Annotated in this window: 19 protein-coding genes, 1 tRNA gene and 6 pseudogenes; 15 read left to right on the top strand and 11 right to left on the bottom strand. The window is 34.3% G+C overall.

Annotated elements, in window-relative coordinates; translation table 11 throughout:
* Nucleotides 1–17 precede the first annotated feature (17 nt).
* From dnaB to TKV_RS13175, 4 genes are all read left to right on the top strand, one after another.
* Nucleotides 18–1,352: a replicative DNA helicase gene (dnaB, locus tag TKV_RS11985; protein ID WP_049686122.1), complete on the top strand. Its 1,335-nt coding sequence runs from the start codon at nucleotides 18–20 to the stop codon at nucleotides 1,350–1,352.
* A gap of 3 nt (nucleotides 1,353–1,355) precedes the next feature.
* Nucleotides 1,356–2,045, top strand: coding sequence for a Crp/Fnr family transcriptional regulator (locus TKV_RS11980; RefSeq protein ID WP_173402343.1), 690 nt, complete (start codon nucleotides 1,356–1,358; stop codon nucleotides 2,043–2,045).
* A gap of 115 nt (nucleotides 2,046–2,160) precedes the next feature.
* A complete protein-coding gene (gene hcp, locus TKV_RS11975) occupies nucleotides 2,161–3,810 on the top strand; it encodes a hydroxylamine reductase (RefSeq protein ID WP_049686120.1) in 1,650 nt (549 codons plus the stop codon).
* Between the two features lie 495 nt (nucleotides 3,811–4,305).
* Complete coding sequence (locus tag TKV_RS13175) at nucleotides 4,306–4,479, top strand: hypothetical protein (protein ID WP_173402342.1); 174 nt, start codon at nucleotides 4,306–4,308, stop codon at nucleotides 4,477–4,479.
* Nucleotides 4,480–5,205: 726 nt separating this feature from the next.
* Here TKV_RS13175 and TKV_RS11970 read toward each other — a convergent pair.
* The 3 genes and pseudogenes from TKV_RS11970 to TKV_RS11960 all read right to left on the bottom strand — a co-directional run bounded on the left by TKV_RS11970 (nucleotide 5,206) and on the right by TKV_RS11960 (nucleotide 7,878).
* A complete protein-coding gene (locus TKV_RS11970; protein WP_049686119.1) occupies nucleotides 5,206–6,006 on the bottom strand; it encodes an ExeA family protein in 801 nt (266 codons plus the stop codon).
* A 17-nt stretch (nucleotides 6,007–6,023) separates the two neighbouring features.
* Nucleotides 6,024–7,292 (bottom strand): DDE-type integrase/transposase/recombinase, encoded by a 1,269-nt coding sequence (locus TKV_RS11965; RefSeq protein WP_148307276.1) that lies wholly within the window; start codon nucleotides 7,290–7,292, stop codon nucleotides 6,024–6,026.
* 6 nt (nucleotides 7,293–7,298) lie between these two features.
* Nucleotides 7,299–7,878 (bottom strand): annotated as a pseudogene (locus tag TKV_RS11960) (DUF6431 domain-containing protein).
* Between the two features lie 356 nt (nucleotides 7,879–8,234).
* On the opposite strand from TKV_RS11960, the gene TKV_RS11955 reads away from it, so the two are divergent.
* A tRNA-Arg gene (locus TKV_RS11955) sits at nucleotides 8,235–8,310 on the top strand.
* A gap of 135 nt (nucleotides 8,311–8,445) precedes the next feature.
* On the opposite strand, the gene TKV_RS11950 is transcribed toward TKV_RS11955, so the two are convergent.
* Together TKV_RS11950 and pyrF are read right to left on the bottom strand one after the other, a co-directional pair.
* Nucleotides 8,446–8,646 (bottom strand): hypothetical protein, encoded by a 201-nt coding sequence (locus TKV_RS11950; protein WP_049686118.1) that lies wholly within the window; start codon nucleotides 8,644–8,646, stop codon nucleotides 8,446–8,448.
* 148 nt (nucleotides 8,647–8,794) lie between these two features.
* Nucleotides 8,795–9,595 (bottom strand): annotated as a pseudogene (gene pyrF, locus TKV_RS11945) (orotidine-5'-phosphate decarboxylase); the annotation flags it as partial.
* A gap of 1 nt (nucleotide 9,596) precedes the next feature.
* On the opposite strand from pyrF, the gene TKV_RS11940 reads away from it, so the two are divergent.
* A complete protein-coding gene (locus tag TKV_RS11940; RefSeq protein WP_049686116.1) occupies nucleotides 9,597–9,875 on the top strand; it encodes a transcriptional regulator in 279 nt (92 codons plus the stop codon).
* Between the two features lie 137 nt (nucleotides 9,876–10,012).
* Here TKV_RS11940 and TKV_RS11935 read toward each other — a convergent pair whose 3' ends face one another.
* Both TKV_RS11935 and TKV_RS11930 read right to left on the bottom strand, forming a co-directional pair.
* Nucleotides 10,013–10,720: a SurA N-terminal domain-containing protein gene (locus TKV_RS11935; protein WP_049686115.1), complete on the bottom strand. Its 708-nt coding sequence runs from the start codon at nucleotides 10,718–10,720 to the stop codon at nucleotides 10,013–10,015.
* A gap of 14 nt (nucleotides 10,721–10,734) precedes the next feature.
* Nucleotides 10,735–11,136, bottom strand: coding sequence for a hypothetical protein (locus TKV_RS11930; protein WP_236617281.1), 402 nt, complete (start codon nucleotides 11,134–11,136; stop codon nucleotides 10,735–10,737).
* 315 nt (nucleotides 11,137–11,451) lie between these two features.
* Between TKV_RS11930 and TKV_RS12625 the strand changes: the two are divergent.
* Nucleotides 11,452–11,899: pseudogene (locus TKV_RS12625) on the top strand (transposase); the annotation flags it as partial.
* A gap of 493 nt (nucleotides 11,900–12,392) precedes the next feature.
* On the opposite strand, the pseudogene TKV_RS13735 reads toward TKV_RS12625, so the two are convergent.
* Nucleotides 12,393–12,879: pseudogene (locus TKV_RS13735) on the bottom strand (LuxR C-terminal-related transcriptional regulator); the annotation flags it as partial.
* A gap of 74 nt (nucleotides 12,880–12,953) precedes the next feature.
* On the opposite strand from TKV_RS13735, the gene TKV_RS13880 reads away from it, so the two are divergent.
* The 3 genes from TKV_RS13880 (at nucleotide 12,954) to TKV_RS11910 (ending at nucleotide 15,137) form a co-directional block, all read left to right on the top strand.
* A complete protein-coding gene (locus tag TKV_RS13880) occupies nucleotides 12,954–14,375 on the top strand; it encodes a peptidoglycan-binding domain-containing protein (RefSeq protein ID WP_201769480.1) in 1,422 nt (473 codons plus the stop codon).
* 153 nt (nucleotides 14,376–14,528) lie between these two features.
* Nucleotides 14,529–14,702: a hypothetical protein gene (locus TKV_RS13270; protein ID WP_201769479.1), complete on the top strand. Its 174-nt coding sequence runs from the start codon at nucleotides 14,529–14,531 to the stop codon at nucleotides 14,700–14,702.
* Between the two features lie 12 nt (nucleotides 14,703–14,714).
* Nucleotides 14,715–15,137, top strand: a complete 423-nt coding sequence (locus tag TKV_RS11910) for a hypothetical protein (protein WP_049686113.1) — start codon at nucleotides 14,715–14,717, stop codon at nucleotides 15,135–15,137.
* On the opposite strand, the gene TKV_RS13725 is transcribed toward TKV_RS11910, so the two are convergent.
* The 3 genes and pseudogenes from TKV_RS13725 to TKV_RS13170 form a co-directional block, all read right to left on the bottom strand.
* A complete protein-coding gene (locus tag TKV_RS13725) occupies nucleotides 15,128–15,412 on the bottom strand; it encodes a hypothetical protein (RefSeq protein WP_236617485.1) in 285 nt (94 codons plus the stop codon). The genes TKV_RS11910 and TKV_RS13725 overlap by 10 nt on opposite strands.
* 231 nt (nucleotides 15,413–15,643) lie before the next feature.
* Nucleotides 15,644–16,395, bottom strand: a pseudogene (locus tag TKV_RS11900) (SDR family oxidoreductase).
* Between the two features lie 311 nt (nucleotides 16,396–16,706).
* Complete coding sequence (locus TKV_RS13170) at nucleotides 16,707–16,847, bottom strand: hypothetical protein (RefSeq protein ID WP_173402341.1); 141 nt, start codon at nucleotides 16,845–16,847, stop codon at nucleotides 16,707–16,709.
* Nucleotides 16,848–17,003: 156 nt separating this feature from the next.
* On the opposite strand from TKV_RS13170, the pseudogene pepF reads away from it, so the two are divergent.
* The 5 genes and pseudogenes from pepF (at nucleotide 17,004) to TKV_RS11875 (ending at nucleotide 24,196) form a co-directional block, all read left to right on the top strand.
* Nucleotides 17,004–18,805: pseudogene (pepF, locus tag TKV_RS11895) on the top strand (oligoendopeptidase F).
* A gap of 151 nt (nucleotides 18,806–18,956) precedes the next feature.
* Complete coding sequence (gene cas8a1, locus TKV_RS11890) at nucleotides 18,957–20,336, top strand: type I-B CRISPR-associated protein Cas8b1/Cst1 (RefSeq protein ID WP_049686111.1); 1,380 nt, start codon at nucleotides 18,957–18,959, stop codon at nucleotides 20,334–20,336.
* On the top strand, nucleotides 20,329–21,342 hold the full coding sequence (gene cas7i / locus TKV_RS11885; RefSeq protein ID WP_049686110.1) for a type I-B CRISPR-associated protein Cas7/Cst2/DevR: 1,014 nt from the start codon (nucleotides 20,329–20,331) through the stop codon (nucleotides 21,340–21,342). Before cas8a1 ends, cas7i begins: the two co-directional genes overlap by 8 nt.
* A 6-nt stretch (nucleotides 21,343–21,348) precedes the next feature.
* Nucleotides 21,349–21,975 (top strand): type I-B CRISPR-associated protein Cas5b, encoded by a 627-nt coding sequence (cas5b, locus tag TKV_RS11880; protein WP_049686109.1) that lies wholly within the window; start codon nucleotides 21,349–21,351, stop codon nucleotides 21,973–21,975.
* Entirely contained in the window at nucleotides 21,968–24,196 is a 2,229-nt protein-coding gene (locus TKV_RS11875; protein ID WP_049686108.1) for a CRISPR-associated helicase/endonuclease Cas3, read from the top strand. Before cas5b ends, TKV_RS11875 begins: the two co-directional genes overlap by 8 nt.
* Nucleotides 24,197–24,213: the final 17 nt, after the last annotated feature.

Genomic DNA, 24,213 nt, shown 5'->3' with positions numbered 1-24,213 from the left:
AACAAGGGGGAATAAGGATGGAGTGGAGCAAAATCCCTCCACAAAACATAGAGGCTGAACAATCCGTCCTGGGGTCAATGCTTTTATCTCGAAATGCCATAATAGATGTGTCTGAAATAATAAAAGCTGATGACTTTTATAAAGAATCCCACAAAAAATTATTCGAAGTAATGATGAACATGTTTGAAAAAGACATCCCCGTTGACCTTGTGACAGTTGTTGATGAACTCAGAAAGCGCAACATGCTGGAAGCCGTTGGCGGAATCGATTATATAGCAAGTTTATCTTCCAATGTTATTACCACTGCTAACGTATCTTACTACGCAAAGCTTATAAAAGAAAAAGCCACATTGAGAAGGCTCATTGAAGCCTCTTCAGAGATTATGGAGTTAAGTTATCAAGGAGATGACGTCGAAAGTGTCCTTGACATAGCAGAACAAAAAATATTTGACATAGCTCAGGGGAGAAACACTACTAATTTTTCTCCTATAAAAGACGTATTGATGAATACCTTTTACAAAATAGAAGAACTTTACAAAAACAAAGGGCAGCTTACAGGAATTCCTTCAGGATTTCCTGACCTTGATTTAAAAACCGCAGGATTTCAGCCCTCCGACTTTATATTAGTCGCAGCAAGGCCTTCAATGGGAAAAACTTCTTTTGCACTAAATATTGCACAAAATGCAGCTCTCTCAACCGGCCTTCCCGTTGCTATATTCAGCTTGGAAATGTCAAAAGAGCAGCTGGTAAGCAGGCTTATTTGTTCGACGGCAAATATAGACAGCCAAAAACTTAAAACAGGAAACCTTGACGAAGATGACTGGATGAAACTGGCGGCCGCCATGACTCCTCTTTCCAAAGCCCCTATTTACATTGACGACACCCCTGGAATTAGCGTAATGGACATAAGAGCAAAATGCCGGCGCCTTAAACTGGAAAAGGGATTGGGTTTGGTTATGATAGATTACTTGCAACTTATGCAAGGAAGAGGAAAGGCAGAAAACAGGCAGCAGGAAATTTCAGAAATATCAAGGTCTTTAAAAAGTTTAGCAAGAGAACTCAATGTTCCAGTAATCACTTTATCACAGCTTTCACGCGCACCTGAGACAAGGTCAGACCACAGGCCTATTTTGAGCGATTTGAGAGAATCTGGAGCAATAGAGCAGGACGCTGACATAGTAATGTTTTTGTACAGAGATGATTACTATCACAAAGATTCTGAAAAGAAAAACATAGCGGAAGTTATAATTGCAAAGCACAGGAATGGCCCCACAGGAGTAGTAGAACTCCTATGGCTTGCACAGTATACAAAATTTGTAAGTCTTGACAAGTACAGAATGGAAGAAGGATAAGGGGTGGATGAGCCCGTGAGAGAACTTAAATATCTCAGAAAAATCTCCTATTTTAGCGAATTAGAAGAGCAGCAGCTTAAAAAACTGTATAATATTACAACATTAAAGCCTATCAAAAAGGGATGTATTATCTTTACAGAAGGTCAAAAAGGAGAAGCTATATATTTTGTAAAGACAGGCAAAGTAAAAATATCCAAAATTTCTTCTGTTGGGAGAGAATATACTATAAAGATAATGGAAGAAGGGGATGTCTTCGGAGAATCTACCTTATTTATAGGAGGCGAATATCCGGCTACTGCTGAAGCAATAGAAGACAGTGAAATTCTGGAACTAAAAAATAAAGACATAGAAGACCTAATTTTAAAAGATACCCAAATAGCCCTTAGCATAATAAAAATGTTGGCAAAAAGGTTAAAATACATAGCTGTTGTCATAGAGAACTTAGCCTTGAGAGATTCTGTAGGAAGAACAGCTTCTATTTTACTTACTTTTGCGAGAGAAAGGGGTACCCCTATAAAAGAAGGAATTTTGGTAGAAATAGACCTAAAAAGACAGGAACTGGCCAATTTAGCCGGAACTTCTCGAGAAAATATCACAAGGATTTTAAGTCAAATGGATAGAGATGGAATAATAAAGCTTGGCAAAGACAAAATATTGATAAAAGATTTAGAAGAACTCAGAAAAATGCTCTGATTTTGTCCCAAAGCTATTTGGGACTTTTTTATTTTATGTGATTTTTGTCACAGATTTTTCTCTTAATATACCCTATCATTTACTATGTAAAAACAAATTTAAGGAGGTAGTGGGCATGAAGATGTTTTGTTATCAATGTCAGGAGGCATTGAAGAATACAGGATGTACGACAGTGGGAGTGTGTGGCAAAACAGCAGATGTAGCAAACCTTCAGGATTTGCTCATTTTTACCCTGAAGGGGATATCTTTTTTAAACTTAAAGGCAAGAGAAGTCGGAGTAAATAAGGAAAAATCAGATCGCTTTCTAATCGAAGGCCTTTTTTCTACAATTACAAATGTAAATTTTGATAGAAATTTCTTTTTGAGAAGAATAAAAGAAGCGGTCGCATTAAGAGAAGAGATTAAGGAAGACCTGAGAAAAGCAGGTGTAAAAGTAGATGAATATGAAAGTATAGATGCCATTTCCTGGACTTATGGCACGGATGCAGACATAGAGGCGATTTCACAGGAAGTAGGGGTGTTGTCTACAGAAGATGAAGATATAAGGTCTCTGAGGGAGTTAATAACCTATGGCGTAAAAGGTATGGCAGCTTACGCATACCATGCATATCAGCTGGGATATAAAGATGACAATATATTTAGGTTCATGGAAAAGCTTTTAGCTAAGGTTCTGGATGACAGCTTGACAGTGGATGACTATGTGGCTTTGGCAATGGAGACAGGAAAATACGGTGTAGATACAATGGCACTTCTTGACAAAGCCAATACTTCTACCTACGGTCATCCTGAGATAAAAAAGGTCAATATTGGAGTGAGAAATAATCCAGGAATATTGGTAAGCGGTCACGATTTAAAGGACTTAGAACAGCTTCTTGAGCAAACTGCTGGCACAGGTGTAGATGTATATACTCATGGAGAGATGTTACCAGCTCACTATTATCCTGCTTTTAAGAAATATCCTCACTTTGTAGGCAATTATGGCAATGCGTGGTGGCAGCAGGACAAAGAATTTGAACTATTTAACGGACCGATTTTAATGACTACAAACTGTCTCATTCCACCCAAAGACTCTTATAAAGACAGGGTCTACACTACAGGAGTTGTAGGTTTTGAGGGAGTAAAACATATTCCTGAAGGCCCTGATGGAAAGAAAGACTTTTCAGAAATTATTGAACACGCGAAAAGATGCAAACCTCCTGTAGAAATTGAAAGAGGAGAGATAATTGGTGGTTTTGCTCACAACCAGGTTTTGCAGTTAGCAGATAAAATAGTAGAAACAGTAAAGACAGGAGCAATAAAGAGATTCTTTGTAATGGCAGGCTGCGACGGGAGAATGAAAAGTAGAACCTATTATACTGAGTTTGCCAAAGCTCTTCCAAAGGACACGGTGATTCTAACCGCAGGATGTGCAAAATACAGATACAACAAGCTAAATCTTGGAGACATAAATGGCATTCCAAGAGTGTTAGATGCCGGACAGTGCAATGACTCATATTCTCTTGCTGTAATAGCAATGAAGCTTAAAGAAGTATTCGGATTAAACGACATAAACGAACTTCCTATATCATATAACATTGCATGGTATGAACAAAAAGCTGTAATAGTACTTCTGGCACTACTTTACCTTGGAGTAAAAAATATTCACTTAGGACCAACACTACCAGCTTTCTTGTCGCCAAATGTGACAAAATTACTAGTCGAAAAATTTGGCATTGGCGGAATAACAAACGTAGAAGACGACCTAAAAATGTTCTTAGGAGTATAATCAAACACCGGGGACAGTTCAGTCAGACACCGGGGACGGTTCTTTTTGTCCGAAAACAAAAAGCTCTCCAGAAGATGGGGAGCTTTTTGTTTTATTACCTATAAAAACTCAGCTTTCAGAAATGCAGAAACAAAAGTATTTAAAGTTTTGCAATCATAACAATTATATCCATAAAAGAGGAATGTAAAAGAAATCAAAATAAAAAACAAATAAAGTTTAAATTTTCAATTTATTTTAAAAGTTCCTTTTTAAATCCCTTAACAGTTTATTTTACTGTCTTTTAGACATTTTATAAATTTAACCTATTGTAACTTACAGTTACAAAATTAAAATTTTTCACTGGCGATATATGAAAAAAGGAGAAAAAGAAAGAAAAAAGTGAATAACTTCGATGAAACGAAATATTGTAAGGGCCTATAAGCGTTTTTGCCATTTTACTGGGAGAGGTAAGAATGATAGGATAAAATTGAAAGAGGATTTGGGAGGTGAAGAAAATTGAAGAAAGCTATAGCTTTATTGGCATTAGTAGCTTTTTTACTTGGGATAGTGACGTACATTAACGTAAAGCCCTCCTATATAAATGATAAAAAAGTAATGCAACAATACATGTTAGCAGAAGAAAGAGAACCAAGGGTACATGGAGAACCCATATATCAAGGAAAAAACTAAAGACTTAATATCCTCTTTCCAAATTAATGAAACTATACACGGAAACATTAGTTTAGGAAAGTTCCACAGATTTGCGGATATTTTTAAGTTCCTCACAAAAAACTTCTAAGTTACAGTAGAACAAGCATACGGGCATTACTGATGCCCAAGCTTGTCAGCACAAAAAACTTCTAAGTTACAGTAGAACCCATCCATTTTTGACACTAACCCCGATTCAAATGGAAAGAAAAGATATGTAAAGTGGCGGTGTAAACAAAAAAGAAATTAATGCTTATCTTCCTAACATCTGTTACTTCAATATCCTTTATTATATTTGAATGCAGGTATAGTTACACCATTAGGGTAAGAAGATTTAACAAGATAGTATTTTGTAATATCTGGGAGGTGATGTTGTTATAAGACAAGTTTATAAATTATTGTGGAGGTGGTGATAAGAGAATCTTAGGAAAATGAATTTTTAAAACACGACTGATTTATTACAAAATATTAAGGTGAGGTGTGTGGATATGAAGAATGTCAATTCTCAAATTAAATCTCCAAAGATTTTCAAATTATAATGGCATTTTTTAAGTGCATAAAAGTATTTTTTCTCAAATTATCACAGCCTGATTAAAAATTTTTTTCACTTTCCAAAAGCATTACCGCTAAAATATGTTAATATCTGTTATTGGCAATTTGGGTTAATTGAAGTATAATAAAAAATGAGAGTAGCGAAAGCTACTACTCTCATAAACTTATTTCATTTTGTGCCTGGTATATTACTTCTTCATCTATTTCTCTTAGCCTTTTAGAATACGCATAGAGTAAAGAAGCTGTTACCAGGTTATTTATTATCCTTGGCAGCCCTTTTGTTAGAGAATATATTGCTTCATATGCTGATGGTGTAAATATATCATCCATCATTCCGGCTATTTTCATTCTTGTTTTTATATAATCTTGAATTTCTTCTTTTTTTAGCCCTTGCATCATATACTTTACGGTAATTCTTTGCCTTAGTGCACTGTTTACATTGAGAGCTAATTTGTTTCTTATGTGTGGTTGCCCCGAAAGTATCAGTATATACGGGTTTTGAGAATCCATATTAAAGTTAAATATTATTCTCAAATCTTCGAGAACATCATTAGAAACCAGTTGTATTTCATCTAATATTATGACAGGAGTTATCTTCTGGCTATAGTAAAGTTCTGTTATCGCTCTTTGTATCTGGTGAAAGAGCGTTACTTTTTTGTATGAGGGTGTTTCGCCTAAAATCATAGCCAATGCTTGATAGAATTCTCTCACTGTGAGCGTAGACAGAGCAAAATAACACGGCTTATACGAAGAACGGTTAAGGCTTTCAACATATTTTCTTAATGCGGTAGATTTGCCTGAACCGGCCTCCCCAACGATAAGTCCTATACCCCTTGTTTCTTGCAAATATTTTAGCCTGGCATTTAATTCAGCAATGTCTTCACTTATGTAAAGGTCGTTTACACTTATCTCTTTAGAAAATGGATTAAATTTCATTCCAAAATATTGGGTAAACACTTTAAGGCACCTCTCTTTCAATCAATGATATCGTTAAAAGAGATTACTTTATGCTTGGTAAAATCACTTATTTCTTCATTTTCGCTTACGTCATTTTTGCCTTTTATATACGCAGCAGAAATCTTAGCATTCTCATGAAAGTTCACTTTATACGCTTCTCCTACTTTTTTGCCCTCATAATAAAGTAGAAGCGGCGTATTATCCTTAAGCCACTGCGGGTCATATCTTACTTCTAAGCGAATATTTTTAAACTTTTCTTCTGTTTCATAAAGTATATTTTCCACTTTAAGTGTAGCATCTTTGTTTACTTTACGATTCACTCTTATTAAAAAACATTCATTCAACATATCTATGTCACCACACATATTTATCCTCGATATTTGAGACATGAAAAAATCTAAAGGACTTATGCCAATACTGCTGTGTTCTTTTCTGTTGTAATCTTCCTCCAACCATTTAAAAAACATCATATTGAGCTCATCTATACTCTTTATGGATGTAGGATCTATTGTGCTTAAAAATCTCATTCTTACTGTATGAAAGAATCTTTCTATTTTTCCTTTTGAATGAGGTGAAAAAGGCTCAGCGTGAATAAGAGACGTACCTAATGAAGCACAGATATATTCCAATTGAGTACTTCTATATATCTTTCCATTGTCAGTGTAGAGCATTTTAGGTATCCCCCTTCTTAGCACCGCCTCTTTAAATGAATCTCTTAAAGCTAAAAAATTCTGGGTATAGTAAAAGTGAGCATAGGTACAAAGCCTTGAAGCATCATCTATATATGCAATAAGGTACGTTTGCCTTTTTATTTTACCTTCTTTAATATATGGCCCATACATGACATCAGTTTGCCACAGTTCATTGATGTATTCATGGGAAAACCTCTTTGTTTTACCCTCTTTTTCTTTATCTAAAGATTTTACAGGAATGTTTTTCAAAAACCTATAGAATGTCGAAAGGGATACTTTATCCGGTGATATTATTCCCTCTCCTATCAATGTCTCATAAAGAAGTTTGTTTGGCATTTCAGGATGTTCAAGCTTCTTTTGCTTTATTCTCTCTGAAAGTTCAAAGTCTATCTTTCTGTATTTGCCTCTGTCACTTCGATACCCTGGCTTTAACGCTTCTATACCGCCTCTTAAATACTGATATAGCCACCCTCTAAGTGTCTTGGGAGTATATCTTCTCATTCCAATATAAGGTATCTCAATAGGTTTATCAGAAAGAGCATCAAAATATTCTTTCTGATTTTTTACCTGTCCGTTTAACACCGGACTTATCAGTTAAAATTATGTGAGAGAGGCCAGAAATGATTTTTGGCAATGAGCATAAAACCGTTGGGAGAAGAGTGGTACAAGCTTTAATGTCCAAAATCTCTCTGGCCCTCTCTCTTTGTGAGTTAGTCTCAGATAACTTTATGTAAGGGTTTATTTGCCTTAATCCATATATGATAAAACTTAAATTATTGATTATCCTTTTGGTGTAAAAATATATATGCTGTCTTGAAAATAGTATGGTGGGAAAGTTTCTTTTTAAGTCACTTATGAAAGAACTGAGAGTTTTTTCTCTTGTAAGTGTCTCTTTTAAAGACTTTACAACCATATTGAAAGAATACTGAAAATGAGGAATACAGAAATCAGGGAGGTAGGAAAGAGTCCTTTTGCACACAGGGCATATATATCTTCTTATGGCTATTTTTATGCAGATGGCTCCATTTAAATAGTAACGGTAGTAAAAACCGTGCTTTTTTAATTTTACTTTACACTTGCAGTCAGGATGAGGGCATCTATCTGGTGGGGCAGGGAAATTGTAATCTTTACCTTTATGTAAATATTCTTCAATGTTATCAACATGGAAAACTATTTGCATAAGTAACCTCTCCAATTAAAATTAATGCTAAAGGAATCTGAGACACTTAGAGGTTAGAGGGTGGCTATATCAGTATTTAAGAGGCGGTATAGAAGCGTTAAAGCCGGGTTAATTATATTATATCATTGGCATCAAATGAAAAATATCATAGTATCATAAATTCTGCTTTATTGTATTTTATACTTAATAAAATTTTTTAATGGGTGGTTTCTAAGACGAAATAAAAAATGATATATAAGCTTAATTAATTTAAAAAGGGTGAAATTTTCAATAAAATATGATATAATCAGATACAGTGTTATCTTATTTTTTTCTATCGCATTATTAAACTGGCAACTATATACAATAACAGCTATGCGCCTGTAGCTCAGTGGATAGAGCGTTCGGCTCCGAACCGGGAGGTCGCTGGTTCAATTCCTGTCAGGTGTACCAATATTTACGCAGATTACAGGGTATGGAATATTTCTTCCATACCCTTTTCGTGCAAATTGTATGCTTTTTCTTTACAGAAAATAACGCCAACATTCCATGTTTGATTTAACAAAACCTTGACAACTGGCTCAGTTTTTATTGCTCGTGTTTATGTTCAGGATGCTCATGTTCGTGTTTTTCTACTTTTTCCGGTTCATGTACGTGTTCATGGGTATGTGTTACAGACGCATGAGTATGTTTATGTTCATGAATTGTACCATCATCATGTTTATGAGAATGCGAATGATGAATCTCTGGGTGCGTATGCTCGTGTTCGTGCTTAATTTTTTCTTCCATTTTATGCACCTCCTTACTATCATTTCTTTTCTTTTGTTCTATTTTAATGTTATAATTCAATATTAATCCAATTATGGCAGATAGTCAAGCACTTTCGGGAAATAACATTAAAAACACCTGGGTTTTCTACCGTTCTTCCACTCAAAACTTAAGATCTTTTCTTCATTAAGCAATTATTTATAAGGTCTCTCATCAGTATAACCTCTTCCCTGGATGTTTGAGCATATTCCTCTTCAGTATACACATCTTTCCAATACCCATTTCTATAAGCAAAAATTATTTTTCGAGAAGAATTTATCACAGCGCCCAATCCGTCATCATTAAAACAATCAGCTACATCATCTGCTGTTGCTCCCTGTGCGCCATAACCAGGTACTAAGAAATAGCTTCTATGCATCTTCGTTCTGAGAATCTTTGCTTCCTCTGTGCAAGTCGCTCCAACCACCGCTCCAATGGAACTGTATCCGTAGTTTCCTATAAGGCTATCAGCCATCTTATTTGCCATTTCCGCAACCTTTTCAAAAAAATATCCTTCCTCAGTTTTGATATTTTGTATTGTTCCGGAACCTTTGTTAGACGTTTTTACCAGAATAAATATTCCTTTCCCATATTTCGTACAATCAGAAATATAAGGCAGGATAGTATTTTCTCCCATATAAGGGTTTACAGTTATTGCATCAATATATTCATTCTGAAGATATGCTTTTGAATACATCATAGCAACATCGGCTATGTCACCTCTTTTTACATCAGCAATAACAATCAGACCTTTCTTCTTTGCATATTCGGCTGTTTTAAAAAATGCACGAATGCCCTCGGCTCCATAAACTTCGTAAAAAGCTATCTGAATCTTCACTGCTGGAACAAGGTCATAAACAGCATCTATAATTCCTTTATTAAACAAAAAAATAGCACGACAAATACCTCTCAAACGTCGGGGACGGTTCCTTTTGTCTGATTTTCATTTCAGACAAAAGGAACCGTCCCCGACGTTTGTAAATGGCAAAATTGAAATTCTCTATGATAGCAAGGTAATAGCAGTACATGACAAACATTATCGTTTAAGAAGTATATCCCAGGCCACTTTCTTTCCAGTTATGATGAAAATCCAAAAAAGTTTTGTCAATGAATTGAAAAATATACGCAAATCTTTAGGACTTACTCAAAAAGATGCATCAGTGCAGGCTCTTATTAGCATGGAGGCTTTAAGAAAAATTGAGTGGTTTTAAATATAATTGAAAATGAAAAACATTCTCACTCTATGGAACAATCATTTACAAGAGTTAAATTTTATTTTTAAAAACACCAAATTAACCCCCATTATAATAGGGGTAAAGCATTAACTTTTCCTATACATCAGCTGTTCTCAAAAGCCTTTAAACATATCTTTATACTTATCGTTAATTGATATTTTAGCATCTTTTACATATTCATTTATTATACTGTCAACATATTTTCTGTATTCATTTTGCATCTCGCTTGTCATCTCTTCGGTTTTTTTCAATTTTCCACTGTTTATTCCTTCTTCTATAATAGAATTGTATAATTTGCCAAATAACAGCATTCTTCTTACATTGTAGTTTTCATAGGTATTCCAATATTCATCTTCTGTCATACCGCTGGCAGCAATCAATTCGTTTAATTTTTTCTTTGCTTCGGGATACTCGTTAAATTCCTTCTTTTCTTTTTCTATATATGCATTTATCTCATTTTGCGAAACTTTTACATTGTATTTATTTGCCAGATATTCTTGTACTTTTTCCTTGATTAATTTTTGCAATATATAATCATCTATATTATCTGTTTGTACCCCTGATGCTAATGTTAACTCCTTCCGTAATTCAAATTCATTTTTGTATATCGGTATACCATTAACTTCTGCAATTATGTCACCCTGTAATTTATCCTTGTTGCTTTTAAAAAAGGCAGATACTTTTTTCACAACATTATTAAATTGTAATTCATTTGCTTTTTCTTGCGGATTTGCTGCTGAAAATGAAAAAGCAACAATAGCTAAAATAAATATCAGAAAAATACTCAAACTAATTAAAATTAAAGTTTTTCCTTTTTTCACTTCAATTCACCTCCTCAAAAGCTAAATGTTAAAGTCGTATAGTCAGTCCAACTACTTGGTATCCAACTAGGATCTAATTGGAAAAGAGTCTTTGCAGTAGAATTAACAGTTTTTGTTGTCGTAGAATAATAACTGATTGCATAAGAACTATACAAATCAAAATATATTAATGTATTTGGATTCCAAATTGAACCATTCGGATTTTTTACGAATTTTGAAGGATCTATTGTACCAATTAAAACTCCAGAACTAGCATCAACAACATCAACACCTACCAAGTAACAATTGCCATTACCTATTTCAGGATGATTTGGCAAGTTGTTAAAAGCAGCAACATAATGATCACCAATAGACTTCATGGGGTAATCAATGTAATTAGAAGCGCTGTAATTTACGTAAAAAGCGAAAATTTTCATGCCCCAATCGCTGGACCACGCATAATGGCGTATATAGTTCTGGGTAAAAGCAGCAAAACTTGGAATAATATTAATACTAATCAGTAAAACTATAATTAATAATTGTTATTTTCTTTATGGCCATATTATCACCCCCCTTCTATTCTCTTATAGGCTTGTGCATAATTTGAAAGCCTTCATTTAAGCGATTCTGGAGACATACTTTTTTTCTATCACTCTTGAATTTTTTATCTTTTATGTAGGATTTCACCTCCCATTTGTCGAATTATTATATATACAGCATGAAAATATTTCTTAAGGAGGAGGAAATCCTACATGTACCAGCTTCAATTACTTTTAAATATACCTGAACTCTTTACTTCCCAGTCTAAAATAGACTTTTATTCTTCTATGTTTAAAAATCTAGACTTGTCTTCAATACCTGAATTCTCTTCCTCTAGTCATGGCCGTAAGGGTTATTCTCATCATGCAATGTTTAGAGCTTTTATTGTTATTAAGCTTTAAGATTCGGTACAATTTCTGACCTTTTAGATTATCTCCGCAATAATCTTATCATTGCTCATCTTTGTGGCTTTAACATTTTTAAACCTCTTCCTTCTTATTGGACTTTCCGCCGTTTTATTAATGAGTTCTCTCAGGATTATTTGACCTCTATCTTTCAAAATCAGTCAATATCCTCAAAAATATGGGAATTATCTCCGGTGAGTTTATTTCCATGGACTCTGCCCCTATTAAAGCTAATACTAAGTTAAATAACCCTAAATACTTATTAGACTGGTACATAATGTTTTATTAAAGCCACAAAAACCATATTATTGTTTATATCCTTCTTGATCTACCAAACTTTTCTACAGTTATTATAATATACATTTTTCGCAATGTCTACTATATTTTAGTATAGTTTTTATTACATTTCCAGTTAATATTTACATAAATGAGCAAAAAAACTATACTAAAGTATAGTCTCGGCTTGTTGACAAAGTCAGAAATTTTAAAATAGGATATTTTGCATCGTCACTCCGATGTTCCAAAGCGACAAAACTAAGCTCGACCTTCGGGTTCCGGCAGGGTACCGGGCACAATCGACGTCCTGTCTCAGGTGCCCGCCTTCACCATCCTTGGCTACGGCCCTGCCTCCAACCTTGGTCTTGCTAAGTTTTGTTACCGCTTTGTAACAAGTCGCTCCTTATGCAAAATATCCTATTTTCGAAAGTTTGTCAACAGTTTGAGACTATACTAAAGTATAGTCTCAAACTTTAATCCAAATCTACCAATCCCAACTTAATTGCCTTTATTACTGCCTCTTTGATATTTTTTACCCTAAGTTTTTCTACTATCTTTCTCTTGTGATACTTTACAGTCACAACCTCTATTCCAAGAGTCTCTGCTATGCCTAATTCTTTGTATCCTTTTGCCTCTAATGCCAGTATTTTTATCTGGTTGTCATTTAATTTTATCTTCATCTCATTTACTTCTTCTTCTTTTACTATCTTTTCATACTCAATTGCTATTTTCTCAGTTAGCAGTTTTATTACTATTGATACTTCATCCACAATCTTTTTATCAATAGTTGATATATCCACATAGCCTACTATTTCCCCATTTTCTACTATTATAGGTGAAGCAATGCAGTGCCATTTTTTGAATATCTTACAGTAGTGTTCCTGAGGTCTTACATACACTACCCCTCTTTAATCGCATTGCCATTGAAATCGCATTTGTCCCACAGCTCTCTTCTCTCAAACAAAGGAGACGGTTCCTTTTGTTTGAAATTTGAAAATCAAACAAGAGGAACCGTCCCCGGTGTATGACAGCAGGTGTTAAACAAATTGGGATATACCACAGGCGGGGTTGACGGTATATTTGGTAAAAACACAGATGCAGCAATAAGAGCCTTTCAAAAAGCAAATGGACTGACACCAGATGGAATAATAGGACCTAAAACACTTCAGGCACTGACAAAAGCAGCAAATAGTATATCAAGTGCAAGTGCGACACCAAAATCAAATACAGCAGCAGCGACTGTAAAACCTGTAACATTAAGTAGCGGCAGTACAACACCTGTGCAGCAAAAAAGCTCAAGCACTTATCAAACACCGCAAAATACGACAAATACAAAAACAGCAAGTACATCATATGTAATTCAAACAAGCACAAACAAGAGCTATAGTGGGAGTACAACTCCGGTGCCATCAAATCCTGTTACATCCAATACGGTAGCATCGAACAAAACATACTCAAACAGTGCAAGTACAGTTCCTGCATTAAATGGAAGTAGCACAGCAAAGTCTGTACCTGTAAATACAGCAACCATATCAGCAGGAAATGGAACAGCCGTATATAAAAGTGCAAGTGCATCACCTTCTGTTATTCCTACAGGAGGTAGTAACACACCAAGTTCAGCAAAAAATAATGCTGTAATAACAGCCTATACAGCATACAGCAAAAGTGGAAGCACAACGCCTGTGCAAACTAATGGAAGACTTTATCCATCATATCTTAAAAGCGGAAGTGTCACGCCATACAGATCAGCAAGCACAACACCAATTACATACAGCAAAAATGGCAGCACAACTCCAATAGCAGGAGGAAGTACAACACCAAGAATAAACATACTTGCCGGGCAAATAAATGGAAGCACAACACCACAAAATTATAAAGTATACAACAAAAACGGACAAATAACAACAAACCAGCAAAATGTAAATACAGTAACAGTGTTAAAAAATTTTGGAGAAGGCATAGGTGATGCAGTAGTTGACACATTAAAAGGAGTATGGACAATAGCCACACATCCAGTAGAGACTGCACAGGGAATAGCCTATGCAGCAACACATCCTGTTGAGACAGCAAATGCAATAAAAGAGGAAGCAATAAAGACATATAACGACTTTAAAACAGGGGATGCAAATACAAAATCGAAGATAGCAGGAAGGATAGTAGGAGAAGTAGGGTTAGCAGTAGTAGGGACAAAAGGGATAGACAAAGGGATTAAAGCAGTAAAAGAAGCAACAGTAATAGCAGGAACTGCGAAAACTGCAGAGACAGCGGTAGATATAACAAAAGCAGGGAAAGCAGCAGGAGTTGCAGAAAAAGTAGTAGAGAAAATCTCTAAAGCTGTACCCAAAATAGAGTCAACTTCTGTAAAAGAAACTGCTATATCTCCATCAAAACTTGCACAAATGGCTCAGGGTACTAAGGACTATCCAGGCATAGATAGATTTAGAGATATAACATAAAAAGAAGGGAAAATAATATACAGAGGAGAACCTAATGGTACAGAATTTTTTACTACAGAAAGTGCTATAAAAAGGTCAGAAAATGATGCAACAAAATTATTTAGAGGATTACAAGTAAAAAAAAGTGAAATATATGGTGAATACAAAAAAGTAATGGTAGGATATAAAGTTACAAAAGATACAAAAGCAGCCTTTGGCATTGCAAAAGCAAATGTAAAACATGGAGAAGGAGGGTTACCTCAAATATTTGTACCAAATGTAAAAGAGTTGGAACAAAAAGGGATACTGGTACCTGTAAAAGAAATACCACTTAAAAATTACAAATAAGGAGAGGTGAAAATGATAGATTTAAAAACAGGGGAGATAATAGTAAACTCAGATTTAATATTATCACCGAAATTAAGTCTTGAAGAGTTCAAAAAAACAAGATATTATACCGGACAAGATGAAAAAATGTACATGAGCATAGGAGGACCTCACAAAATAGACGGAAGAGATTTCTATATTAGTTTATATTTCAAAGATTCCTTCTTAAAAGAAGTTTCACTTGCAATGGACAGTCCACTTATAAAAGAATGGAATAATGAACCTAAGAGGAAAGAAATACATGATGAATACTTAAGAAGTAAAGGGATAAAATTAGAACGCAAATGGGATGAGGAAAATTATAAGGCAGATGTAGCAGAATTTGAATGGGGGAAAATTGTATCAGATTTTGATTCAAAAGGTTATACAAGCGATATACTTATTATTTACAAGTAGCATATAAAAGAAATAAAAAATTCAAATGGTGTTCCTCTCGGCGCTGTAAATTCTCCTGTTTCATCCCCATATCTATCAAACCTTTCTCCCGGTTTGAATATTCTCTTTACTGGTGTACCCTCAAATCCGTTATTTGGTGGCCATATATATTTTCCATTTTCATCAAGCCGTTTTGAGGCAATTTTTGATGAGCTTGAAGCAGTTTCTTTAAGTGAAGAAACATTTATTCCAAATACTTCAACTTCTCCTCTTGTAGGCCTTTCAAAATCTGCAATTATATTAAGAAGTGTTGTTTTACCAGCCCCCGAAGGCCCCTGTACTGTTTCTACTTTATTTTCTATTTTACCATTTTTATTATATAAGATATGGTCTTTTCACTCTATAGATTAAAATAGAGCAAAAAGGCAAATTAATATAAGGGATGGGAAAATAGTGAGGGATGAAGTTATATAGCGTGTAAAAGGTTTTATAAAAGGAGTGTAAAAGCTAAGCTTGGAGCTTAGCTTTTACACTCCTTTTATAAAACCTCCATCAATTGGTAAAACTACCCCTGTTATGTATGATGCTTTTTCTGATGCAAGAAAAGCAACAGTTGATGCAAATTCTTCAACAGTGCCTAAGCGCTTCATGGGGATGTCTGTAATCATTGATTTTTGCGCTTCTTCAAAGGTTATGCCTTCTTTTTCAACTCTTGCTTTAAGGAGATTTTCTATTCTTTCAGTCATTGTGTAGCCGGGTGCTACCACATTTGCAGTAATTCCAAAAGGTGCTAATGCATTTGATACAGACTTTATAAAAGCGACTACTCCCATTCTTGATACATTTGACAGAATAAGGTTATCCAGAGGCTGTTTAACTGATATTGAAGTTGATGCTATTATCCTTCCCCATTTTTGATTTATCATGTAGTCTTTGACTGCATAAACTGCATAAATTGTGCTCATTAGATTTAGTTCCACTGCTTTTAAGTAATCTTCAGGTTTTACATCAAAAAATCCACCAGCAGGAGGACCTCCTGCATTTGCAAAGAGGATGTGAATAGTACCGAACTTACTTACTGTTTCTTTTACAGCCTTTTCAATATCTTCTTTGCGAATTACATCTCCTTCAATTGCCAAGACTTCTTTTCCTGTGATAGACTTAGTTTCTTCTTGGGCTTTTTTAAATTTTCACTACTTCTCGACATAATTGAAACGTAAGCTCCCTCTTTTGCAAGTTCCAAGGCGACTGCTTTTCCAAGGCCTTTGCTTCCAGCCATTACAAATGCTACCTTATCTTTAAGACCAAGATCCATATGAATCTCTCCTTGTAAGATTATGTTTAACAGTTATTTTATCAATTTTTTAAAGAGTTTTGAAGTTTTCTTTGGAAATATCTGTTTTTACATGTATAATATAATTAAGGAAGGATACGTAAAGAGCTGTTTGTAAATAAAAGAATTACTATATGAAAGGGCAATAGTAGAAGATGAATTTTATGTAGGGAGCAAGTTGCTGAAAAAATTAGAATCGCGTTTTGTACTGCTTTTAATAGGCCTTTTTATTACAACATTAGGAGATTGGTTTACTTTTAAATAGAAGGCGGAATAAGTTCAGATAAATCAATAAAGGAATCAAAGAGTTTAATAAACTTGGGTTTATCTTCTTCAAAGAAGGATAGGACATTATCGTAAATATCGGAGAGAGAAAGTTGTTTAGCTTTAGTTTTCATAGGAGTTCCTCCCTTTCTTTTTGGGATTTGGTTCTCTATATAAATTCGACGAAAGCGGGTGAATTCCTTTGAAAATATACAGCAGAATCCCTTAATTCATAAGGATTTTGGGATTCTGCAAAGACCTAAAAAAATATTAAAAAGGGGGAAATTTTCTTGAGTACACATTTGTTAGAGAGAAAAGATGTAGATGAAAGATTGACATGGGATTTGTCAGGGATTTTCAGAACAGAGGAGGAATATGAGGAGGCGATAAAGAAGGCGCAAGAACTTACAAAGGAGTTGGAAGAAGAGTTTAAAGGAAAACTTGATACTTCTAAGACGATTAACAACTACTTGGATAAATTAAAAGTATTAGCCCAATTGCTTACTCTTGCAGGTTCCTATGCTCATTTGGCTGTTTCAGTGGACCAAACAAATACAGAAAATCTACAGAGACAAATGAAATTTTCTAATATAGCCTCTGATATTGAAAGCAGGATAAGTTTTGTAGAGTCAGAAATTATAGAATTAGATGAAAAAATAATAAATCAAGCTATAGAAGAATCAAAAGAGAATGCAAATTATCTTAGAAAAATACTCAGAAAAAAGAAACATGCCCTTAATCCAGAAGTGGAGAAAGTTTTGTCTGCTCTTTCAACTGTTTTAGAAGCACCACTTCATATTTACAATATGGCAAAATTGGCAGATATGGACTTTGGTACTTTTAAAGTAGATGGGAAAGAATATCCTTTAAGTTTTTCTTTGTTTGAAACAAAATGGGAATATGAAGAAGATACTAAGATTAGAAGAGCTGCTTTTGAGGCTTTTTCTAAGAAATTGCGAGAATATCAGCATACAATAGCAGCAGTTTATCAGACACAGGTGCAAAAGGAAAAGACTATAGCAACTTTAAGGTGTTTTGATTCTGTTATTGACAGTCTTTTGTTCCATCAGGAAGTTGATAGAGAATTGTACGATAGGCAAATTGATTTGATAATGGAACATTTAGCACCTCATATGAGGAAATTTGCAAAGCTTCTTCAAAAAATACACGGTTTAGAGGAAATGACTTTTGCTGATTTGAAGTTAGAAGTAGACCCTGACTTTGAACCGGAAATAACAATTGAGGAAGCGAAAAAATACATAGAAGAAGGTTTGTCAGTTTTTGGTGAAGATTATAGAGAAATGATAAGAAGGGCATTTAATGAAAGGTGGATAGACTTTGCTGAAAATAAAGGTAAGTCTACAGGAGCTTTTTGCTCTACCCCCTATGGAGCTCATCCTTTTGTATTGATTAATTGGACTGACAAGATGAGAGAAGTATTTGTGCTGTCTCACGAATTAGGGCATGCAGGGCATTTTTATCTAGCTCACCAGTATCAAAATATATTTGGCCTTCTTTGTACTTTATAGAAGCTCCTTCTACAATGAATGAGCTTTTGATGGCTAATTATTTGATGAAAAATAATAAGGACAAGAGAATGAAAAGATGGGTGCTTTCCACTTTGATATCGAGAACCTATTATCACAATTTTGTGACTCACCTATTAGAGGCTGCTTATCAAAGAGAAGTATACAGAATAATTGATAAAGGTGGTACTGTTACAGCATCTATTTTGAATAAAATAAAGAGGGAAGTTTTAGAAAAATTCTGGGGAGATTCAGCAAAAATAAATGAGGGAGCAGAACTTACCTGGATGAGACAGCCTCATTATTATATGGGACTTTACCCTTACACTTACAGTGCAGGGCTTACTATAGCCACACAAGTAAACAAGAGATATTTAGAAGAAGGACAAAAGGCCTTAGAAGACTGGAAAGAGGTATTGAAAGCTGGTGGAACAAAGACGCCAGTAGAACTGGCAAAAATGGCAGGTGTAGATATAACCACAGAAAAGCCATTATTGGATACAATTGAGTATATTGGCAGTATAATAGATGAAATAATTAAATTAACAGAGGAATTAGAAAAATAAAACGACAAGAACTGACATTTTAGCTGATACCTGGTTTGAGGTATCAGTTTTTTTATAAAATTTTACTGGTAATATAGAGGATTTTAGGAGTTTTTGTAGAATATATTAGGTAAATGGGTAAAAGTGTGTATTAGAAGGAGGTGAGTTAGGGTTGAATAATATATTTACTTATACAGGAAATCCTTTTGTTGATGCGGGAATAACTGCTATGTTAGTATGGCTGGGGAAGGAAAAACCTGAAGACATTGAGGATTACGAGGTTAAAAATTTAATAGATGAAATAACGGATTTGTATACAAAAGATGGTTGGAATAAGATAATGTATTCTATCTTTCCAAATAGCAAGCTGACAAATCCCAGTGTAAAAGACAAAAAAGGAGAATATACAAAATTTCTCAATGAGTTATTATCAGAAGTCACTGTTTTAGGAAACGGGGGAAACTGTATTGCATGTGGCAGGAGAAATTATAAAAGACAATTTACAAAAACTCAAGTGCCTCTAACAGGGACAAGTGATTTTATAAATTTCTTTTCTTATGGCAAAGAAGGAGCAGATTACTGTTCTGTCTGTGCCTTAGCTATTCAATTTTCACCTCTTATTTTTTATAAAGCTGGGAATTTAGTATGTTTGCAGTCAAACAATAAAGAAGCAGAAAAAATTTATGCTAATAAATGCAAAACTTTTATTGATATGCAAAAGGCGACAAAAAACTACACAGGGTGTAATGACGAAGGGTATACTAACCCTGTTAATGCCTTGTTTCATTTAGCTTCAGATATTATATTGACTTATGACAGAAGGGATTGGCAAAAGGATAATACAAATATAAGACTTTACTATTTTACTAATTTTAATCAACCGCCTATTGATAATTTATCAATATTTGATATGCCAGATAAGATATTTAAATTTTTGGCTTATGCACTTCAGCACGAAGAAAAAGATAACTGGAAAAAGGTTATAAAAAGAGGGTACATCTCAACCAAAAAAGTTAATTTAGAAGATGAGGAGAAGTACAAAAATTTACGCAATGATGTCTATGAAAGGCTTTTAAGAGGAGAGTCAATATTGGGATATTTTGTAGACACAAGCGAAAGAAAGACTTTAGTAGGCTGGAGTTTTCTTGAGTATTACATGAAAGGAGTGAGAGGTTTGGAAGAGAAAAGGCTTGAGACTATAAAAAGAGTAAGTGACGATATTGCTGAACTTATAAAGGCAAAAGGCAATGTACGAAGACTTACTCAACTTGAGACTGCAAAAACTTATGGGGAGTTTAGAAATGTTCTAAGACTGGTAATTAAAGACAGGATAAATGCAGGATTTGAAAGGCCATTATTTACCATTGACGAATACGAAAAATACCTTTTTCCAGAGGGGAATTTGTCTTGGAAAGAAACTCAAGACCTTATAATATTTAGGCTTTATGAACAGTTACATAATTGGCTTACTGGAAATGAAGAGATAAAAGAAATTGTTATTGGTGAAGAGAGTGATAATGAAATAGAGAAGGAGGAATTAAGTTATGAATAATGTAAATGGGTTTATATTAGTAGATGCTCCTGCTTCTGCTTTGAATAATGCGGGGCCAGATGTGGGGGCAAAGACAGAAAATACGATTGCTGTAAAAAAGATAAGAAGAGGGAGAGGAGAATACGTTTACGTTTCAGGACAGGCTTTTAGGTATTGGGTGAGGAGTTCTTTAAAAAATATTTTTGGATGGGAATTGTCTCCTATTGAGAGAGATTCTAAAATAGCCTTCACGGCAGCAAATCCTTTTAAATACCCAGATGATGATATGTTTGGATATATGAAGGCAATAGGTAAAAAGTCTGGTAGCACACTTACAAGAGTTTCTCCTTTTAAGTGCTCACCATTAATTTCTGTAACTCCTGTAAATATTGTGAATGATTTTGGGGTTATGGCAAGACATGAAGGAGACCCTGTGCCTTATGAACATGAGTTTTACTCTACAGTTTTAAAAGGAATTTTTTCTCTTGACTTAGATTCGGTGGGTAGATTTAGCAGTGTAAATAAAACTGGATATATGAATATAACAGAAGCTTATAAAGAAGAATGGGAAGCACATAATTGTACGGTTGAAGAAGATGGCAAGGTGGTAACTTTACCAGCGGAAGTAAGGGCTAAAAGAGCTAGTGAACTCATAGGGGTACTGCCGTATATATTTGGAGGTGCTAAACAAACATTCCACTTGACAGATGTTTCTCCAAAGTTTATCGTCTTAGCTATTTTAAACTGCGGAAATAACATTTTTATGAATATTGCAGTTGATGATAGAGGAGAAGCTGCTATAAATGTAAAAGCTTTAAAAGAAGTTATTTTGGATTATCAAGAAAACATTATATCTGATGTGTATATTGGTAAAAGAGAAGGATTTATGGACGAATACAATGAGGATTTAAGGCAAATGACTGATGAGTTAAACAGAACATTATCAAACATAAAAGTACATCTTTTAACAGTAAATGAGGCGGTATCTGAGTTTCAGCAAGTAGTTAGTGGCTTTTATAAGAGGTGATATAACATGAGAGTTTTAAGGGTGCATCTTGTGGGCTGGACTGCATCATTTAGATATCCAATTTTTGTCACGGGGTATCAGCCTACCTTACCTGTACCGCCTGTATCTACTATATATGGTCTTATTTCTGCTGCCAAAGGAGAGTATGTAACGCCACAGGATACAAAAGTAGGTTATGTAATGAGAAGTGATGCAAAAGGAGTTGATTTAGAAACTATATACATGCTTTCAAATGATAATAGCGTAAAATCTAATGTCTATAAGAGAGAATTTTTGTTAAATCCAGATTTGTATATATACCTCACAAATCTAAGTTTTAAAGAAGCCTTCAAAAAACCAGAATATTCTCTCCTTTTGGGGAGAAGTTCTGACCTTATAATGGTGACAGAGATAAAAGAGATTGAGTTAATACAAAAACATGGCAGGAAAAGAGTTGGCGGTACAGTTGTGCCTTTTTGTGAAGAAGGAATATGGGGACCTCTTCAGGCACTACCGATGTATTTTTCAAATACAATACCAAGAGAGGTTATTGGCATTAAACCATATTATGTTTTGGGAGATTTTATAGAATATGAAGGGGATAGCTTTTTGTACGATGAGGAATTAGAATGGGGAGTATATATACATGGGTAAAAAAATATTGGCAAAAAGTAGTGAATATGGAGAAGAGACACTTATTCAGCATACACAAAAAGCACTCAATGTGTTAAAAAGCCTAAAGGAGGCTTATCCAGAAGTACTTGAGATTTGTGGGGATGAAAAATTTTATGAGTATCTTTTTGCGGCTATATTTCTACACGACTTTGGTAAGGCAGCAGAAGGATTCCAAAAAATGCTAAAAGAAGCTAAACCTTGGGGATATAGGCATGAGATAATATCGGCAGGTTTTATCTCATGCTTACCATACTCTGAGGATGTAAAAAAAGATATAGCTCTTGCAATTATTACACACCATAAAGACTTATATGAATTGCAAGAGGGCTACTCTACTTTAACACCTCCGGGGAAGGATAATTATATAAAAAGGTTGAAAGAACTTGAGAAAAATATAAGCTATTTGCAATTTATGTTGGACAAGGTGCCGGAGTGGAGCAAAGAGTTTTTAGGTTATGAAATTAGCTTAAATCAAATAAAATCCATTGAAGAGATAGAAGATGCTTTTTGTTGGGCGGCAAAGGAGTATCTCAATGACTATGAGGATAAAAAAATCACTAATGAGAAGAGAAAATTGTTTTTAAGAGGTTTTTTGACTGCTTGTGACCACTTGTCTTCTGCTTCTCAAGAGGAAGTAGTAAAAGCAGTTTCAAACATGAAAGAAATATTTAAATTTCCGGTGTATAGAGATACTCAGCTAAAGGCGATGTCTACAAAAGGTTCGGCTGTTTTGATTGCGCCGACTGGCTATGGAAAGACAGAGGCTTCTCTTTTGTGGAGTGACAACAACCAAAATGAAGTAAAAGGGAAGAGAATTTTTTATTTATTGCCTTATACTGCAAGTATTAATGCTATGTATAATAGGTTTAAAGATACTTTTGGGGATGATAGAGTTGCTTTGCTCCATGGAAAAGCGGTATATTTTTTGTATAAAGAGTTTACCAAATCGGGAGAGGATTATTTCAGTGCGGTGACAAAAGCTAAAACGAAATATAACTTATCTCAAAAGATTTTTAAACCTTATAAAGTTTTGACTCCTTTTCAAATATTAAAGCACTTTTTTGGGGTAGGAGGCTTTGAACAGCATATTGGAGAAATGACAGGAGGGCTGTTTATTTTAGATGAAGTTCATAGCTATGATCCCCATACTACTGCTCTAATACTTGAAAGTTTAAAATATCTGAAAGAGGAGTACAAAGTAGAAGTTCTCATAATGTCAGCAACACTGCCAAAATTTTTAAAAGAACTTTTTATGAAAGAACTAAATATAGGATGTTTAATTGAGCCTTCAAAAGAAGAGCTTAAGAAAATTGCAAGGCACAAAGTTTCAGTTATTGAAGGAGATGTTTTTTCTAATATAGGCAAAATAATAAAAGATACAAAGGAGAATAAAAATGTTCTTGTTGTTTGCAATACTGTTGGCCATGCACAAAAAGTTTATAGTGAATTAAAAGAATATACAGATAAGAGTGCCCTCTTACATTCAAGGTTTATTCTAAAAGATAGGGAAAAAATAGAGCAAAATTTAGATAATGTGCAATTATTAGTTGGTACGCAGGCAATAGAAGTTTCATTAGATATAGACTTTGATGCTTTATATACTGAACCTGCTCCTATTGATGCACTTATTCAAAGGTTTGGAAGAGTGAACAGAAAAGGATATAAGGGTGTATCGCCAGTTTATATTTTTTCACAAGGGTCTGAGGTAGATAAAAATGTATATAAAAATCAACAAGTGGTAAGTAAAACATTAGAACTTTTAAGAGAATGGGACATTTTAAGTGAGGACCTAATACAAAATTTAGTTGATGAAGTTTATAAAGAGGGATATGTGGGTAAAGATTATGAGGAGTTTATTCGAGCAAAAGAAAGTTTTAGAAATGTTATAAAACAGTTGTATCCATTTATTGAAACAAAACATTTAAAAGAAGAATTTTATGAACTATTTGATAATAGAGAAGTTGTGCCTTATGTTTTTAAAGAAGAGTATTTAGAGAAAGTTAAGAATAAGGAATATTTTGAAGCTACAGGATATATAGTTGGAATTTCTCAGAGAAGATACATTGCATTAAAAAAGCAAAATCTTATTGAAGATCAAGATTATAATATAGGTTTTGCATATTGTGAGTATGACAAAGACTTAGGCTTACTGATAGATAAACCTTACAGTAATATCTTTGCTGATGATTTTCAATATTAATCAATATTAATAAGGTG

The organism is Thermoanaerobacter kivui, from assembly GCF_000763575.1.
Taxonomy (GTDB): domain Bacteria; phylum Bacillota; class Thermoanaerobacteria; order Thermoanaerobacterales; family Thermoanaerobacteraceae; genus Thermoanaerobacter; species Thermoanaerobacter kivui.
The sequence above is the reverse complement of the archived record's forward strand: the minus strand, read 5'-3'. Positions and strand labels throughout refer to the sequence as shown.

Bases quoted from the DNA above. Each gene is read 5' to 3' on its own strand.
- dnaB (WP_049686122.1), top strand. From the start codon at position 18: ATGGAGTGGAGCAAAATCCCTCCACAAAACATAGAGGCTGAACAATCC.
- hcp (WP_049686120.1), top strand. From the start codon at position 2,161: ATGAAGATGTTTTGTTATCAATGTCAGGAGGCATTGAAGAATACAGGA.
- TKV_RS11950 (WP_049686118.1), bottom strand. From the start codon at position 8,646: ATGGAAGAAAAAATTAAGCACGAACACGAGCATACGCACCCAGAGATT.
- TKV_RS11930 (WP_236617281.1), bottom strand. From the start codon at position 11,136: ATGAAAATTTTCGCTTTTTACGTAAATTACAGCGCTTCTAATTACATT.
- TKV_RS13270 (WP_201769479.1), top strand. From the start codon at position 14,529: ATGGTAGGATATAAAGTTACAAAAGATACAAAAGCAGCCTTTGGCATT.
- TKV_RS11910 (WP_049686113.1), top strand. From the start codon at position 14,715: ATGATAGATTTAAAAACAGGGGAGATAATAGTAAACTCAGATTTAATA.
- TKV_RS13170 (WP_173402341.1), bottom strand. From the start codon at position 16,847: ATGAAAACTAAAGCTAAACAACTTTCTCTCTCCGATATTTACGATAAT.
- cas7i (WP_049686110.1), top strand. From the start codon at position 20,329: ATGAATAATGTAAATGGGTTTATATTAGTAGATGCTCCTGCTTCTGCT.
- cas5b (WP_049686109.1), top strand. From the start codon at position 21,349: ATGAGAGTTTTAAGGGTGCATCTTGTGGGCTGGACTGCATCATTTAGA.
- TKV_RS11875 (WP_049686108.1), top strand. From the start codon at position 21,968: ATGGGTAAAAAAATATTGGCAAAAAGTAGTGAATATGGAGAAGAGACA.